General features: G+C 64.6%; 1 protein-coding gene. It reads left to right on the forward strand.

The annotated features are described in order from the left end of the window. Positions 1-161 precede the first annotated feature (161 nt). Positions 162-18945: putative Ig domain-containing protein (locus IAE77_RS21295; RefSeq protein WP_294231145.1), on the forward strand; the 18784-nt coding region annotated here is incomplete at its 3' end.

The raw sequence follows: 18945 nt of genomic DNA on the forward strand, positions 1-18945 counted from the left end.
CCTAAAACGGGGGTGTCGAGGCCAGTGAGGCGAATTTCACACAGAGCCGGGGCAGGGCAGAGGAGGTTTGTAAGGAAAGGTTCAGAAAAGTAAAACAATCCGCTTGTTGTTATTGAAATTATGATAGATGTGGTTAAGATCGATAAATCTGCTCCGAATAAATGGAACTTGAACCGGGAAACAGCAGCACTCACTCCTCGCCTCATGCAGGAAAACGGGCTGCCATCGCATCCTGCGCTTCCGCGTGGGTGGGGAAGGATGCGTCCCGAACCGGCAGCCGGTCAGGGCGGATTTCGCTGCGCTGGCTGGGTGTGGCGGCGGCTCTTTTCCTGCTTCTCCCGGGCTTTGCGGCGGCCCAGACATCGGATTTCGGCGACTACAGTGCCTTCGGCGGGGCCTCCAGCACCGCCAACACAAAATTGCGGCTGGGGGCCTCGGTGGACGCGGAATCGGCTGCCACCACCAACACCTCCGCCACCGGTGACGACACCACGGGCAGTGACGACGAGGACGGTGTGACCGTGCCTGCCTACCTGGTGCAGGGGACGACCGCTTCCCTCGTCGTCAATGTCACCAACACCTTTGGCTCATCCGGCTATCTCAACGCCTGGATCGACTACAACAAAAACGGCGTTCTCACCGACAGCGGCGAGCAAATCGCCGCGAACACGGTGATCGCGACGGGAACATCGAACTCCAACCGCACGCTGACCTTCACGGTACCCGCCGGGGCGACGATAGGAACCACCGCGCTCCGGGTGCGGCTGACCTCGACGAGCAGCGCCACATCGACCGGTGCCAGTGGCAGTGGTGAGGTGGAGGATCATCTCGTCACCGTCCTGGCTCCGACGGATTTCGGCGACGATTCGGCCTTCGGTCTGGCAGGGAGCACGACCTCCACCGCGATCCGCATGGGTGCTGCCGTGGACAGCGAGGCTCCCACCCTGGCGAATGCCGCGTCCACGGGCGATGACAGTTCAGGCACGGATGACGAGGACGGCGTGACGCTCCCGACCACGGTCATTCAAGGCCAGTCCGGCGTCAGCGTGACGGTGAATCTCACCAACACCAGCGGGGCGGATGCCTTCCTCAACGGCTGGATCGATTTCAACAACAACGGCTCCCTGGCCGACGCGGGGGAGCAGATCGTCACCAATGACGTGGTGACGACCGGAACCAACGGCGGCAACCGCAGCTTCACCTTCACCGTGCCCACCACGGCGGCCCTGGGTGCCGTCGGCGTGCGTTTCAGACTCAGCTCCGTGGCCAATCCCGGCTCCACCGGCCTCTCCGGCACAGGTGAGGTGGAAGATTATGCGATCACGATTCAGGCACCGTCAGATCGCGGTGATTTTTCTTCCTTCGGCGACGCCAGCAGCTTTGTCTCGACCTCGCTCGAGATGGGGGACCTGGTGGATGCGGAACTCACGGCCGTCTCCAACCTCGCTGCAACTGGCGACGACATCACCAACGTGAACGACGAGGACGGTGTCACGCTGCAGGCCATTCTCGTGCAAGGCCAGGCGGGCGTTGCCGTCACGGTCAAGCTCACCAACACGACCGGAGCCGCCGCCTACATGAACGGCTGGGTGGATTTCAACAACAACGGGGTCCTGACCGACGCCGGGGAGCAGGTGATCGCCAATGCGGTGGTCGATAATGGACTTTCCGGTGACTATCAGACCTTTTACTTCGACGTGCCGAGCACGGCACCTCTCGGCACCGTCGGCGCACGTTTCCGTCTGACTTCCACGGCATCTCCAGGCGCCACCGGTGCCAGTGGAACGGGTGAGGTGGAGGACTACACAACGACCATCGTGGCACCGTCGTCCAACTTCCGGGACTACTTCTACACCATCCGCGGCGTGGGCACCCAATACTACCTGGATGAGATCTCCGTTTACAATCCGAACTCGTCATCCCCCACCGTCTCGGTGACTCCAGGCATCTTGAACCTGAACACCGCCTCCCCTGGGTTCAGCACCAGCGCCACGGACGCGGTGATGAACGGTCTGGCCCTCGACTGGCTGAACCGGCGGTTCTACTGGGCCGCCACATCGACGGGATCCAGCGGATACAACCTCAAGATCTTCACGGCCAACTACGACAACGTGACGAAGACCTGGAACTACCAGCAGGTCACCGGCTCCACGCTGTCAAACATCCCCTTCAACTCCGGATCACCCGTATCCGCGTCCGCCGGTGCCGGCGCCTTTCCCCGTGCCGCGTTTTATTCGGGCAAATACTACGCCGGCGGACAGCTCAGCAAGAACGTCGCGGTGTGGAACCTGGATCCGACCGGTGTCGCCCTGGGATCGCCCGCCATCACGGATTACACGAACTTTTTCCACCTGAGCCAGACCTTCAACGGCGGTGACTTCGTGATCCGTCCTCAAGACGGCCTGCTGGTGACCTCCACGGTGATCAACAGCGCCAACACGCTGTTCAACCAGTTCATCGACGACGGTATCGACTCCGCGGGTCCCGCCGCATCGACGGTGAACATCGATTCGAAGATCCCCTACAGCAGCAACAGCTCCGTGCAGATCGCTGGTGTGGGTGGCGTGACACGCCTGTATGCGCTCGGTTCGGCTGGGACAAAGATCTTCCGCATCGATGGTTATGACACCTCTTCTCCGACGGCAGTGACAGTGGGACCGCTGCCCACGGCGTCCTACACAGACTTGTCCGAAGGCATTTCCACCTCCGTGACATCGCTCGGCGTCAAAGGGATCGTGTACAGCGACTTGAACGGTCTCAGCGATGGCATCGTCAATGGCACGGGCACCAACGCGGGCGGGGCGCTGTATGCCATGCTGGTCGATGGCTCAGGCAATCTGGTCGATTCCTTCCCGGTGAAGAGCGATGGCACGTTCATCCTCGGTGGAGCTTCTGCGAACACGACTTACAGGGTGGTTTTGAGCACCTCCTACGGCAGTCTGGGGGCGACAGCACCAGCGGCCGCCTTGCCGAACGGCTGGGTCAATGCTGGCGAGTTTCTCGGCTCGGGAGCAGGGAACGATGGCACCGTCGATGGCCGCCTGTCCGTGACCGTCGGCTCCATCGGCATTGTGAATGCCACTTTCGGCATCACGCCGACGCTCGGCATGGGGAATCTCGTCTGGAATGACATCAACAACAACGGAACGAGGGATGCGGGTGAAAGCGGTCTCGGCGGCATCACGGTGCAACTGTGGTCCCCTGGCAGCAACAACGCCATCGGCGGCACCGGCACGGCGGCGGACACCCTGATCGCCACCACCACGACGGACGGCACGGGCGCCTACACCTTCGCCGGCCTCGGGTCTGGGAAGTATTTCGTCACTGTGGCGCCACCGGCGCAGTATTCCGTCCCCAGTTCGACTGCTGCGGGTGACAACGGCGTCGATAATGACAACAACGGATCGCAGCCTGGAGGCCGTGGAACGACGGTTTACAGCCCCATCGTGACGCTCGCCCAAGGTGCGGAGCCAGGAAATATCGCGGGCGGCGGCAACATTGATGACACCATCGACTTCGGATTGCTGACCGCCGTGGACTATGGCGACTATGCGTCGTTCGGCGCGGCCGGGGGCGCTGTCGTGACCAATCTTTTCATCGGTTCCCAGGTGGACTCCGAGTACGCCGCCGCCACCAACAGCACAGCCACGGCGGATGACACGGCCGGTGTCGATGACGAAGACGGCGTGGTGGTGCCTGCCTCGATCGTTGCCGGGACTTCGGCGACGCTGGCAGTCACGGTGACCAACACCTCGGGCGCCACGGCGTTTCTGCATGCGTGGGTGGACTTCAATCGCAACGGCGTTCTCACCGATGCCGGCGAGCAGGTCGCGAGCAATGTGGTGATCGCCAACGGGACTTCCGGGAGCAACCGCAACATCACCTTCAACGTTCCCGCCACCGTCGTCGTGGGAACGGCGGGTGTCCGCGTGCGCCTGACCTCGGTCAGCACGCCCGGCTCCACCGGCGTCGTGGGCAACGGGGAGGTTGAGGACTACACCGTGGCGATCAATCCCGCGCCCACCACCGACTACGGCGACTACTCGGCGTTCGCGAGCGCTGTCAGCACGGTGAACTCCAATCTGCGCATCGGCGCCACCGTGGATGCGGAATCGGCGGCGACTTTGAACGCCTCCGCCACGGGTGATGACATCACTGGCAGTGATGACGAGGACGGTGTGACACTGCCAGCCAGCCTGATCAGCGGCACGGCTGGCAGCATGACCGTGAATGTCTCCAATGCCACCGGAGCGGCGGCGTATCTCAATGTCTGGATCGACTTCAACCGCAACGGGGTGCTCACGGACGCCGGAGAACAGGTGGCCCTGAACACAGCGGTGGCCACCGGCACGTCAAATTCGAACCGGGTCGTCAGTTTCACAGTGCCTGCGGGAGCTTCCCTCGGCACGGCCGGTGTCCGCGTGCGTCTGACCTCCACCAGCACGCCCGGCTCCACTGGTGCCAGTGGCAATGGCGAGGTGGAGGACCATGTCGTCACCATCGCATGTCCGGTCGTGAGCATCACCAACACCAGCCTGCCCGGCGGTGCGGTTTCCAGCGCCTATTCGCAGTTGCTCTCCGCCAGCGGCGGCAGTTCGCCCTACACCTGGGCGGTGGCTTCAGGCACCTTGCCTGCCGGTTTGACGCTCAATGCCGCCACCGGTGTGATTTCGGGAACACCCACGGCAGGAAACGGCGCGGGTGCCAGCCTGACCTTCGTCGCGACGGATTCGAACAACTGCCAGGGCGGTGCCACGCTCTCGCTTCAGGTGTGTCCGTTGCTGTCCATCGCTCCGACGACGCCCGCCGTGCCGACCCTGGGCACGGCCTACTCGCAGACGCTGACGGCCACAGGCGGCACCGCGCCCTACTCGTACGCGGTGTCGGGTGGAACACTGCCGACATGGGCCACGCTGAGTGCCGCCGGGGTTTTGAGCGGCACACCGGACGTTCCCACGGCTTTCACCTTCACGGTGCTCGCCACGGATGCCAACGGCTGCTCCAAAACGCAGTCCTACGCACTCACTCCAGCCTGTCCGACGATCTCCATCACTCCTGCCACGCTGACCGCCGCGGTCGCCGGCACGGCTTACTCGCAGACGCTCACCGCCAGCGGCGGAAAACCGGCCTACACCTGGGCTTTGACCTCCGGCACGCTGCCAGCGGGGCTCACGCTCAACACCAGCACGGGCGTGATCTCCGGAACGCCCGCCACCGCCAATGGCACAGGCACCAGCCTCACTTTCCGCGTCACGGATGCCAACAACTGCACGGCCACCTCCACGCTGAGCCTGCGGGTGTGCCCGGTCATCAGCCTCACGCCGTCCACCCTGCCCGTGGGAGTTGCGGGAACGGCCTACTCGCAGGCATTCTCCGCGACGGGCGGCTCCGGAACCTACACCTACTCGGTGACAAACGGCACGCTGCCCACCGGGCTCGTCTTGAGCACCGCAGGCGTCCTCAGCGGCACTCCCTCCGCCTCCAACGGCTCGGGCGTCAGCATCACCGTGCGTGCGGTGGACGCGAACGGCTGCACGAAGAGCCAGGCGGTGAATCTCAAGATCTGCCCGTTGATCAGCCTGAGCGGCATCTCCAGCTCCATCTCGGTGGGCACGGCCTATTCGCAGTCCGTCAGCGCATCCGGCGGCACCGCCACCTACACCTACGCGGTCACCAGCGGCACCCTGCCGGCCGGGTTGAGCCTGAATGCGAGCAACGGCTTGATCAGCGGCACACCGACCTCGTCCACACCGCGCACGTTCACCATCACCGCCACCGATGCGTCCACCTGCGCCGGTTCACGCAGCTACACTCTCGAACCGCTGTGCCCCACGGTCAGTGTCTCGCCGGGTGTGCTGGCGATTGGAACGGTGGGCACTCCGTATGTGCAAAGCCTCGCCGCGGCGGGTGGCAAGGCACCTTACACCTTCGCTGTCGCCAGCGGCACGCTTCCTTCCGGACTGACGCTCAATGCCAGCACTGGCGTCATCAGCGGCACGCCCGCTGCGGCTGGCAGTGCAGCGCTTTCATTCACCGTGACCGATGGGAACGCCTGCACGACCTCGTTCGCTCGCACCCTCATCGTCTCCAATCCCGCGCCGGAATGCCCGACGCCGCTCGACCAGACCAGCGGCGCGGCTTATCTCGTGACCCGTCTCGGCCGTGATGTCTTCGGTGGAGAGACGGCTGGCGAGGGGAATTGCGTCTTCAACATGTCGCCGGACGGCCGCTGGATCACCGGCATCCGTTTCAGCCTGCTCACGCGTGCGTTCGTGATGAACACCAGCACGTTTGCCAACACGGACATCCAGGTGCTCGATCTCACCCACCCCTACGCCATGGGCAGTGATGTGAACGACAACGGCGACGTCGTCGGCTACGAGAAGTGGACCAGCAGCGGGAAGTCGAACATCCTCGCCTTCCTTTACCGCCAGTCGTCAGGCAGCATTGTGAAACTGCTCACGCCGTACGATTCCAACCCGAGCGTGCATGCCGTTCCGCGCGCGATCACTGCCAATGGTGACTACGCCTTCGGCACCGTCGATCAGGACGGCCCCGGCGGCCCCGTCATGTCGGTCGGCGGCTGGTGGAATCTGAACACCCGGGCCTGGACGGCGATCTCCGGCATCCGCGAGGTGCTGGATGCCTCCGCCGACGGCACCAAGCTGCTGGTCATCGACAGCAGTGGTGTTGGCAAGGTGATCAGCGGCCATCCGCTGACCGGGTGGAGCACCACCGTGGTGACTTTTGGCGGCGGATCGCTGCGTGGCGGCCGCATCAGCCCGAATGGCCGCTACGTCGGTTCCAGCCAGCGCATCTCCGGCGTGCCGGTGCCGTTTGTCTATGACACGCAGGCCGGAACGCGCACCAATCTGCCGCGCAACGCCACTGACACGCTCGGCGGCATCGTCGGTGCGATCAGCGACACCGGCCGCACGCTGGGCTCGATCTACAGCAGCGGCACGAGCGGCAGTTTTGCCGTGGTGTGGGAGACACCGGCGGATCTTTACACGCGCATCTCCGACGTGCTCGAGTCCGACGGCCATGTGGCGGCGGACAACGCCTACGCCTTCTGGAACATCTACAACGGCGGTGATGGCATCTCCGCAGACGGCAACGTGATGGGCGTTTACGGCAACAACCCCACCGGCATCGAGGACTCGATCATCTTCAAACGCAGCCCGCAGCCGGACGCGCGCCTCTGCCTCGGCAACTCCGTGTGGCAGGACACCGACCGCGACGGCATCAAGGACGTGGGCGAACCCGGCGTGGCGGGCGTGGTCGTGCGTTTGTTCCATCCCGGAGCTGATGGCGCGATCGGTGGCAGTGGTGTGAATGCGGACTACGAAGTGGCCCCGCCGGTCACCACGGGCGTCAGCGGCAGCTACGTGTTCAGCGGCATCGCGGCAGGCACGTATTACGTGATGGTCACGCCCACGACCATCTTGAACGCAACCTCCGGCGCGGTGGTGCCCTACGACAACGGAACTGACAACGACAACAACGGTCTGCAGCCCGGCGGGCCCGGAACACCGATCTACAGCCCGCTGATCGCTCTCGCGGCTGGAACGGAGCCGGTGAATGACGGCGATACCAATTCAAACACCGATTTCACCCTCGACTTCGGCCTCAGCAGCGGCGTGAACGTCGGCGACCTCGTGTTTGCTGACAAAAACCGCAACGGCGTCTTCGATTCAGGGGATTCCGGCCTCGCCAATGTCGGCGTGCAGTTGCTCAACAGCGGCGGCACCGTGCTGGCCAGCACCGTGACCGGAGCGGACGGGCGGTACCTGTTTGGTGGTGTGGCTCCAGGCACCTATCGCGTGCGTGTGCCGGTGCCGCCTGCCTCCTACACGCTGGCCTCCACGGCGGTGAACGCGGACAACGGTGTGGACAACGACAGCAACGGGGTGCAGCCCGCCGGCACGGGTGGCAGCGCCACCAGCCCGCTCATCACACTGGCAGTGGGCACCGAGCCCGGCTCCACCGGCACGACGAGCTTTGAAAACACCATCGACTTCGGCTTCCGCGCCTGCAGCACCATTTCGATCGCGCAGACCAGCCTTGCGGCTGGTGCCGTTGGCACGGCGTATTCGCAGACACTCACCGCCAGCGGCAGCACGGCCACGCCTTACACCTGGAGCGTCGCCTCAGGCACGCTGCCCGCAGGTTTGACCCTGAGCAGCGGCGGCGTCCTTTCCGGAACGCCAACCGCGGCGACGACCGGCGTCAGTGGCACCAGCGTGACCTTGCGCGCGATGGACTCTGACGGCTGCTACCGGGATCAGGCCTTCAATCTGCGCATCTGCCCGGTGCTCGTCATCAGCCCGACCACGCTGACGGTGCCGCTGATCGGTGTTCCTTACTCACAAACCCTCACGGTCAGCGGTTCCACGGCCGCGCCGGTCATTTTCAGCGCCACGGGGCTGCCGTCCTGGCTGACGCTGAACACGAGCACCGGGGTGCTTTCCGGCATGCCGTCGAATGCCACATCGGTGACCTTCACGATCACCGCCACGGACGCGAATCTCTGCACCGGATCCCGCCAGTTCACGCTGCCGCCCGTCTGTCCGACGGTCACCATCGCGCCCGCAACGCCAGCAGCAGGGAAAGTCGGGGAGGCGTACTCGCAGACGCTCACCGCATCACCGGTTTCCGGCTTGATCGGCCAGTATTACTCGGACAAGACCTTCGGCACGCTGGCGCTGACACGTCAGGACAGCTCCATCGATTTCAACTGGGGCGGCGGCTCGCCACATGCGTCGGTGCCGGCTGATGGTTTCTCCGTGCGCTGGACTGGATTCATCCGCGCGACGGCCACCGGCACGCACACCTTCGAAACGACCTCGGATGACGGCATCCGCCTGTGGGTGGACAACACCTTGATCATCGACCAGTGGAATGATCACGCCTCCACCACCCACTCGGGCACGATTTCTCTCACGGCGGGCACGGTGGTGCCGGTGCGTGTCGAGTTTTATGAGAACGGCGGCTCGGCAGTGGCGCGTCTTCAGTGGTCCGGGCCCACGCACACGCTTCAAACCGTCACCGGCTGGCTGTCGCATTCGTGGAGCATCGCCAGCGGCACGCTGCCGATTGGTCTTTCCCTCAATGCCGCCACCGGCGTGATCAGCGGCACGCCTTCCATCGGCAACGGTGCCGGCGTCAATGTGACGGTGCGTGCCACAGATCCGAATGGATGCTCCGGCACGGCGATCCTGCCATTCAAGATCTGCCCGGTCATCACGCTGAGCCCCGCCGCCCTGCCACCCGGCACCGTGGGGCTGCAATACCAGCAGACGGTGAGCGCGTCCGGCGGTGTCGCTCCCTACAGCTACGCGGTGACGGCAGGCTCGCTGCCGGGCTGGTGTTCTCTGAATGCCGGCACGGGTGTGCTGCTGGGCACTCCCACCAGCACCACGCCCGCCACCTTCACCGTGCGTGCCACGGATGCGAACGGATGCACCGCGACCAAGGAATACACGATCGATCCGAGCTGCCCGGTGCTGAGTGCGACACCGGCCACACTGCCAAAAGCAACGGTCGGCACGGCTTACTCGCAAACGCTCACGGTCACGCCGGGCACGGCGCCTTACACCTTCTCATTGAGCAGCGGCACGCTGCCTGCGGGCCTCACGCTTTCCACGGGGGGTGTCATTTCCGGCACCCCCACGACGGCGAACGGCACTGGAAGCAGCGTGACCATCCGCGTGGCGGATGCCCAGGGCTGTCTGGCCTTCGTCACGCGCAATCTGCAGGTCTGCCCGGTGGTGACGGTGAATCCGACGACACTCACGGCTCCCGTGATCGGCGTGGCATATTCACAGACGCTCACCGCCAGCGGTTCCAGCGCCACTCCCTACACCTGGACGGCCTCCTCGCTTCCATCCTGGCTCACGCTCAGCAGCGGCGGCGTCCTCAGCGGCATGCCCACGTCCACCACGTCCTCCAGTTTCACCGTGACGGCCACGGATGCGAATGGTTGCGCCGGCTCGCGCAGTTACACCGTCACTCCCACCTGCGCGGCGGTGATTCTGGGCGGAACGACTCCGGACAATGTCTATCTGGGCACCAGCTACACGCACAACTTCACCGCCAGCGGCGGCACCGCGCCTTACACCTTCACGCTGATCAGCGGTTCGTTGCCACCGGGCCTCTCTCTCGCCTCCAACGGCACCGTGAGCGGTTCTCCGACCACTTTGGGCAGCTACACCGTCACGATTCGCGCCAGCGACCAGTACAACTGCCTCAGCTCCACCAGTTCCGTGACCTTCCTGGTCAAAGGCATGGCGCTCGGCAACCAGGTCTGGGTGGACATGAACGATGACGGCCTGCGCGGCTCGATGGAAAGCGGCGTGCCGAACCTGCGCATGGAATTGTGGTCGCCCGGCCTCAATGGCGTCGCGAACAACGGCGGTGGCGATGACGTCATGATCGGTTCCGCCGTGTACACCGACGCGAACGGCCTGTATCTCTTCAGAGACCTCTCCCCCGGCATTTACTATGTGCGCATCCCGACACCGCCGGTGTACTTCCCGAAGGTCAGCACCAGCCAGGTGGCGCTCGACAACCGGGTGAACAACGATAACAACGGCCTGCAAGGCGCCTCCGGCGATCCTGTCGTCACGGCGCTGATCACGCTCTCTCCCGGCACCGAGCCCGGCAGCGGCACCGATGGTGACGACACCGACTCCGACAGCACGATCGACATTGGTTTCGCCAATTCGAATCCGTGCTTGGTCACCAATCTCATCGACAACCCCAGCTTTGAATTCCAAGGCCTGCCGAACACGACGGGGACGACCACGACCGTGCTCGGTTTCGACGGCACAGGCACGTCGTTCGGGACGAATATCAACGCCTTCCAATGGGTGGGCGGCACGAATGGCACCAGCGGGGTCGGGGAGCCGTTGCAGCGCGTGCAGGTGCTCGCCGGAAACAACGGCTCCCGTGTTTCCTGGGTTGAAAGCATGAAGAGCCGCCACGGGAAACGCATGCTGCTCATGCAGGGCACCAACTCCTGCGTCAGCCTGCTTCCGGCCGGCGGCGGGGCCTGGAGCACGGTGCTGCGGGCGGGCAAGGAATACGAATTGAGCGTGTGGGCCTCCAGTGCCTCGACCGGCGCGGCCTCGATCCTGTGGGACCTCGGCGCGAACGCGCAGATCTTCCAGATCATCACCGGTGTCACGCCGGGCATTTATCAATACTACACCGTGCCGCAGGGCGAGATGAGCGCCACGGCCCCGGGAGTGAGCCAGTGCTGCGGTTACACCGGCGGTACCGTGTCGTACCCGGCGTTTGGAGCCAGCGACTACAATGGCTGGACCGAAGGCACGGCGAACGCGTTGCAGCCAGTGTGGCGCCAGTTCACCTATCGCTTCCGCGTCGCGAACGCGGCCACGCAGTCGCAGATCGACACCGCCACGATCATCCTTTCCGGCGGCAGCAGCACCAATCCCGTGGCGGCTGACCTCGTCTCCCTCTGCGAAGTGAGCACCTCCGCCACGCTGACCATCGGCAACCTCGTCTGGAATGATGCCAACAAGAACGGCGTGCGTGACACCGGCGCTTTCAGCGAGATCGGCGTCGGTGGCGTCTCGGTGGACCTCTTCCGCAGCACCAATGACACGGCGGGGGACGCAGACGACCTCCTGGTGGCCTCCACGACCACGAGCCCGGCTGGCGCTTACAACTTCACCGGCCTGGCTGATGGCAAATACGTCGTGCGAGTCACGCCGCCGACGAGCATTCCCGCCACCGGCGGCAATGTCGTCATCAGCGACAACGGCATCAACAACGACAACAACGGTTCGCAGCCCGGCGGCCCTGGAACCTTCATCTACAGCCCCGTCATCACCCTCGGCGTGGGTTCGGAGCCGACGAATGACGGCGACACCAATCCCGACACCGAGCTCAGCGTGGACTTCGGCCTCTTCTCCGGAATCCTGCTGGGCAACCAGCTCTTCATCGACGCCAACAATGACGGTGCCTTCAGCAACGGCACCGAGACCGGCATCGGTTCGGGTGTCACGGTGGAATTGCTCGATGGATCGGTGAACACCGTGATCGCCAGCACCACGACCAACAGCTCCGGCGTCTATGGCTTCACCGTTTACCAGCCGGGTGCGTATCGTGTGCGCATTCCCACGCCGCCGGTCGCTTATCCGCTGGCCTCCGGCGTCGCCGATGGTTCCGACAATGGCGAGGACAATGACAGCAACGGCCTGCAGTCCGGCGGCATCAACACCGCCATCATCAGTCCAGTCATCACCCTCACCGCTGGTGGCGAACCCGGCAGCAGCGGCATCACGAATGTCGAGAACACCATCGACTTCGGCTTCCGTGCCTGCCCCGTCATCACCATCAGCCCCGGCACTGTGGCCGTCGCCACGCAATACGCGGCCTACAATCCGCTTTCGCTTACCTCCAGCGGCGGATCGGGCGGTTACTCCTATGCCATCAGCACCGGCAGCCTGCCCAGCGGCATGAGCATGAGCTCCGCCGGCGTGATCAGCGGCACTCCCGGCGCGGCGGCTGCTCCAGGCGCGTATGCGTTCACCGTCCGCAGCACGGACAGCCAGGGCTGCTCCGGCACGCAGAGCTACACCCTCACGCTCATGAATGCGCAGGTGACGGTGAGTCCCGCCACCTTGCCCGGAGCCACCCAGTATGCGGCCTACACGCAGAATCTGACTGCCGCTGGCGGCACCGCGCCCTACACCTGGAGCGTGAGCCCGTCCGCATTGAGCGGTTCGGTCGCATGGTGGCCGGGTGAAGGCGGCGCTGCGGAGGTGCTGAACGGCAACACCGGCGCTCTGCTCAATGGAACGGCCTTCACGACCGGTTTGGTCGGCCGCGCCTTCAGTTTCGATGGCACCAACGACTACATGCAGGTGGCGGACCAGTCGGTGCTGCGTCCCACCCAGATCACTCTGGAAGCCTGGGTGCGTCCATCGGCCTCCGCACCGTCTGGTGACCGCATCATCATCGCCAAGACTGACAATCCAGCCTCTCCGACGAATGGTTACGGCCTGTTGCAGCGCAGCGGCGGCACCACGGTGCGTTTCTGGATCAACCGCACCAGCACGGTGGCCTCCACGTCCGATGTGGTCGATGCGGCGCTCACGGTGAACGCCTGGAATCACGTGGTAGCCACCTACGACGGCACGACACTGCGCCTTTACGTCAATGGAGTGCAGCAGGCGTCCAAAGCGTTCACCACACCGATTTCTCAATCCAGCCAGCCTCTCGTGATGGGTGGCAGTGCCACGACGGCCACAAGCTGGAGCGGATTGCTCGACGAACCGGTCATTTACAACCGCGCCATCACCGTGGCTGAGGCTCTCGCACGCTACAATCTCACCAACAGCGGCAACAACGGCCTGCCCGCCGGCCTCGCTCTGAGCACCTCGACCGGAGCGATCTCCGGCACGCCCACCGCCGTGCCTGCCAGCTATCCGTTCACCGTCCGCGCCAGCGACTCCTACAGCGGTGTCGGTCTGCGCGCCTACACGCTGGGCGTCGCCTGCCCGGTGATCAACATCACGCCGAAGACACTGTCCGATGGCACGCAATACGCGGCCTACAGCAGCGTCACGCTCAACGCGTCCGGCGGCACCGGTCCGTATCAATGGGACATCACCACCGGCGCATTGCCCACGGGCATGAGCCTCAGCAGCACGGGCGTGATCAGCGGCACGCCGGGCTCGGCTCCTGCCACGTATTCGTTCACCGCTCGTGCGCGTGACGTGAACAACTGCGTGAGCACCCAGGCGCTCAGCCTGCGCGTGGTCTGCCCGGTGGTCACGCTGACTCCGGCGACGCTCGCAGACGCGCAGCAGTTTGCCGCCTATCCGTCCGTGCAGCTCGATGGCGTCGGCGGCAGCTCGCCCTACACCTTCAGCATTACCGCCGGCGCTTTGCCTTCCGGCATGAGCCTGTCGAACGCCGGTCTGCTCAGCGGCACACCGACCGCGGTCCCGGGGGATTACGCATTCACCGTCCGCACCGCGGACAGCCTGGCCTGCACGGGCACGAAGAGCTACACCCTGCGCGTGACCTGCCCGGTCATCACCGTCACACCTGCCACCCTCACCGCCGGGCGCCAATACCAGGCCTACACGCAGACGATGACCGCCAGCGGTGGCAATCCGGCCTACACCTGGACGCTGGAAAGCGGCAGCCTGCCTGCCGGTCTCACGTTGAGCAGTGGCGGGGTCATCAGCGGCACGCCCACGGTGGCTCCAGGCACTTACACCTTCCGCGTCAAAGCCACGGACACCCAGGGCTGCTCCGGCTCGCGGGATTGCTCGATCCTTTTCGACTGCCCGCTGATCTCCATCACGCCGACGACCCTGCCCCAGGCCACCACCACCGTGGCCTACTCGCAGCAGCTCACTGCCAGCGGCGGCAGCGCCCCTTACACCTGGTCCCTTGAGGCCGGCAGCCTGCCTTCCGGCATCACATTGTCGTCGGCGGGTCTCATCAGCGGCACGACCACGGCGGTGGGTTCGTTCAACTTCACCGCGCAAGTTCGGGATCTGAACGGCTGCCTCAAGCAGCAGCCGCTTTCTCTGGGCGTGAACTGCGCCGCGATCACCATCACCCCGGCTTCGCTGCCCACCGCGACCGTCGGCACCGCCTATTCGCAGCAGCTCACCGCCACGGGTGGCGTCGGCACGAAGACGTGGTCGCTCAAATCGGGTGCCTTCCCCACGGGAATGAGCATTTCGCCTTCCGGTCTGATCAGCGGCACACCGACCAGCGCCGCGAACAACTACAGCGTGACGATCGAGGCCATGGACCAGAACAACTGCCCTGGCACCATCACCTACGTGCTGACGCTGCAATGCCCCACGATCACCCTTTCCCCCACCACGGTGCCGGGGGGCACCGTTGGGGCGGCTTACAGCACCACGCTGACCGCCAGCGGTGGCAATGCACCTTACACCTGGACGATTCCGACCGGTTCTGCTCCCTCGGGTCTGTCCTTGAGCTCGGCAGGCGTCCTCAGCGGCACCCCGACAGTCTCCGGCTCCTCCTCATTCAGCGTGCAGGCCCGTGATGTGTATGGCTGTCTCTCCACTGCCTCCATCAGCATCACGGTGACCTGTCCGACACTGTCTTTGAGCCCGTCCAGCCTGCCTTCCGGCTACCGTGGTGTCGCCTACAGCCAGACGATCAGCAGCAGCGCCGGTGTCGGCCCGTATTCATATTCGCTGCTGACTGGAAGCCTGCCTCCAGGCGTCACTTTGAGCACCAGCGGCGTCATCAGCGGCACGCCGACGGCCACCGGCAGTTACAGCTTCACGGTTCGCAGCGTGGATTCCGCCACCTGCTCCGGCACACGCGATTACGTCATCGTGATCAACGGTCTCGGCATCGGCAGCCTCGTGTGGGATGACTTGAATCAAAACGGCGTGCGAGATGTGGGCGAACCGGGCCTCGGCGGGGTTTCGCTGCAGTTGTTCTCGTCCTCCGACACCGTGATCGGCAACGCCAACGACGTTTCGGCCGGCACGACGACCTCCGACGGCACCGGCGCCTATGCCTTCACGGGCCTGGCTCCCGGCTACTACTTTGTTCGCGTCACCACGCCGCTCACCACGCATCCGCTGTCCTCCGGGGCACAGGTGAATGCCGACAACGGTGTGGATGACGACAACAACGGCATCCAGGCCGGTGGCAAAGGCACCACGGTCACCAGTCCGATGATCACGCTGGCTGTCGGTCGCGAGCCCGGGGATGTCGTGGGCGGAGCGGACTCGGACAACACCATCGACTTTGCCTTCCGCGCTGTTCCGGCCTCCCTCGCGAACCTGCTCGAATACGACCTGAACAGCGCCAGCGGCGGTCTGCCGGCCCCGCCGAGCTACAAGAACACCTGCGTCGTCAACGCGGCCAAAATCCAGATCGAGGACGACATGAACGGCCTCACCGACATCAGCGAGCCGTCCAACAACGGCCCGATCCGCGGCGGTTCGCGCTCCCGCCGCATGCGTGACTGGGATGCCGCCTATGACACCGGTTACAACGGCGCCCGCACCAGCCTCACCCAGCGTCCGGACAGCCTGTGGATTCGTTTTGACCTCGATCCGACCACGACCGGCAACATCGGCAACATTCTCTTCGACGTTTATCGCGTCGGCTCCACCGCGCCGGTGCAGGGGAAGGTGATGCTGACCTGGCAGGATGGGGGCAGCTATCACACCGCCACCACGGACACCTTCTCGCTCACTTCCACCGGCTCGTGGTACTCGCTGAACCTGCCATGGACCAGCTTCATCGGCGGCGCGTCGGCCGTGCCCACCGGTTCGCAGCTCGCAGGCAAGTCCTTCCTCATGGAAATCTATCTCTGGGGCGGAGATGGAGCCGGTTACGTCGATATCGACAACATTCTGCTCCAGGGCAGCGCCACCTGCGATCCGCCGACGCTTTCCATCGGTGACTTCGTCTGGGCGGACACCAACGGCAACGGCATCAAGAATCCGCGCGAGCCCGGCCTGCCGAACCTGACCGTCGAATTGCTGCGTCCTGGTGCCGACAACCTGACGAACACGATCGATGACCAGCCTGTCGCCACCACACTGACCGACGCGAACGGCTACTACCTCTTCAGCGGCCTGCCTGCGGGCAAATACTTCGTGCGTCTACCCACGCCGGACACGCTCTGGCCGCTCGCCTCTCCCGGCATCAATGCTGACAACGGCGTGGACAATGACAGCAACGGTCTGCAGCCCGGCGGCAGTGGAACGGCTGTCAGCAGCCCGGTGATCGACCTCGCGCTCAATGTTGAGCCTGGCAGCATGACCACCGGCGGCGGCAATCAGGAGATGACGGTCGATTTTGGCTTCAGCGCCGCTCTCACGCTCGGAAACTTCGTCTTCTCCGACACGAACAACAACGGCCTCGTCGATTCCGGCGAAACGGGCGTGGCCGGCGCCCAGATGGAGCTTTATTCGTCCACCGACACGACCGTGAACAACGGGGACGACGTGAAAGTCGGCAGCACCTTCACGACTGGAACGGACGGCCTCTACAGCTTCACCGGACTCAGCGCCGGCCGCTACTACGTGAAGCTCACGCCGCCGATCACGCACCCGCGCCGCAGCACGACGAGCAGCAACGCGGACAACGGCATCGACAATGACAACAACGGCGTCTCGCAGTCGGCCACGGGAGCGCCGATCTATTCGCCGATGATCACGCTGTCGGCGCTGACGGAGCCCGGCGCGTTGCTGGCACCTTTCGGCACGAACATCGACAACACGCTCGACTTCGGCCTGCGTCCGACCTTCTGCAGCATCGGCAACCTGGTTTACAAGGATGCCAACAACAACGGCGTCTATGATTCTGGCGAAGGCGTGGGCGGTGTGCGTGTGGAGCTCCTCAACAGCGCCGGTTCCTTCGTCACCAGCACCACGACGAGCTCGGCGGGCAGCACCCGCGGCCGTTACCAGTTCACCAGCGTGGTGCCAGGCTCCTATTACGTGCGCATTCCTGCCTCCGAGTTCGCCATCGGCAAGCCGCTGGTGAACACGATCTCGATCTTCCCGGCCAGTTCCTCGGACAACGACATCGACGACAACATCGTCGGCAACGACGACGGCATCGACAACGCGCAGCCGGCCACCAACGGCATCAGCAGCGCGTTGATCAGCCTGTCCGACAGCGGCGAGCCGACCAACAGCACGGGTGAGAGCGGCGTTTTCAACACGCTGGATGACGCCGATGACAACAACGGCAACATGACGATCGATTTCGGCTTCAAGTCGAGCGGACCGACCGCCAGCGGTTGCTATCACTTCCTCGTCACCGACGCGAATCACGACGGCATCTTCAGCCAGTCCACCGACTGGACGCCTTCGCAGGCTTATGACTTCAACTACACGCCGGGCATCGCCCACATCGACAGCGCTGACGTCGTCTATGATGCGTCGCTCAGCCGTGTCTCGCTGGATGTCACCTTGAATCAAATCGGCGCGGCGAAGGTGGACGCCGTGTGGTTCCTGCTCAGCACCGGCTCCAATCCGGCCACGGCGGACCACGCCATCGTGTACATCGACGGCATGACCCGCTCCAGTCCGAAGGTGAGCATCTATCGTTACGACGCGGCGCTCGGACAGGCGAGCTGGCAGACGGCGGCGAACCTGATGGTCTCCACCGCCACCGGCAGCACCACGGCGACGGATGTGCTGCTGCAAAAGGTGACCGAGACCGGTGCCAGCGTGCGCTTCCAGACCGTGATCGACGTGAGCCGGGTGAACAACGCCTCGAACTGGACTTCGATGGGCATCGACGCCGGCACATGGGAAGGCATCCAGACGGGCGGCAGCACGGGCATCGTGCTGCATGCGGTGGATCTGGACAGCGCACCGGCGTATGACGGCAGCGGCGGCCTGACTGCCTTCAGCTACACGCCTGGCAGCGGCACCGAGGGATCGTTCGAGACCGATCCTTCCGGCGTGTTCACCATCGCGACCGAGCCGTGCTCCATCTCCCCGTGGGTGAGCGTCGGCAACCTGGTCTGGAACGACGTGAACAATAACGGCCTCAAGGACAGCGGCGAACTCGGCCTCAGCGGCGCCACCGTGCAGTTGTTCAGCCCCGGTGCGGACAATCTCATCGGTGGATCGGGTGCAAACGCGGACACGCAGGTCGGCAGCAGCGTCCTGACCTCCAGCACCGGTGCCTACGCCTTCGCGAACCTGGTTCCAGGCCAGTATTACGTGCGTGTGACGCCGACCGTCAGCGTGCCGGCCGCCAGCGCGGTGGTGGTGTCTTCGGACAATGACATCGACAACGACAACAACGGCAGCCAGCCTGGCGGCCCGGGCACCTTCATCTACAGTCCGGTCGTCACACTGGCCGTGGGAGCGGAACCGGCCACCGGCGTCGATGGCGACGGCACGAACAGCAACAACACCGGAAACAGCGCCGTGGCCG

The organism is Prosthecobacter sp. (assembly GCF_014879935.1).
Classification (GTDB): Bacteria; Verrucomicrobiota; Verrucomicrobiia; order Verrucomicrobiales; family Verrucomicrobiaceae; genus Prosthecobacter.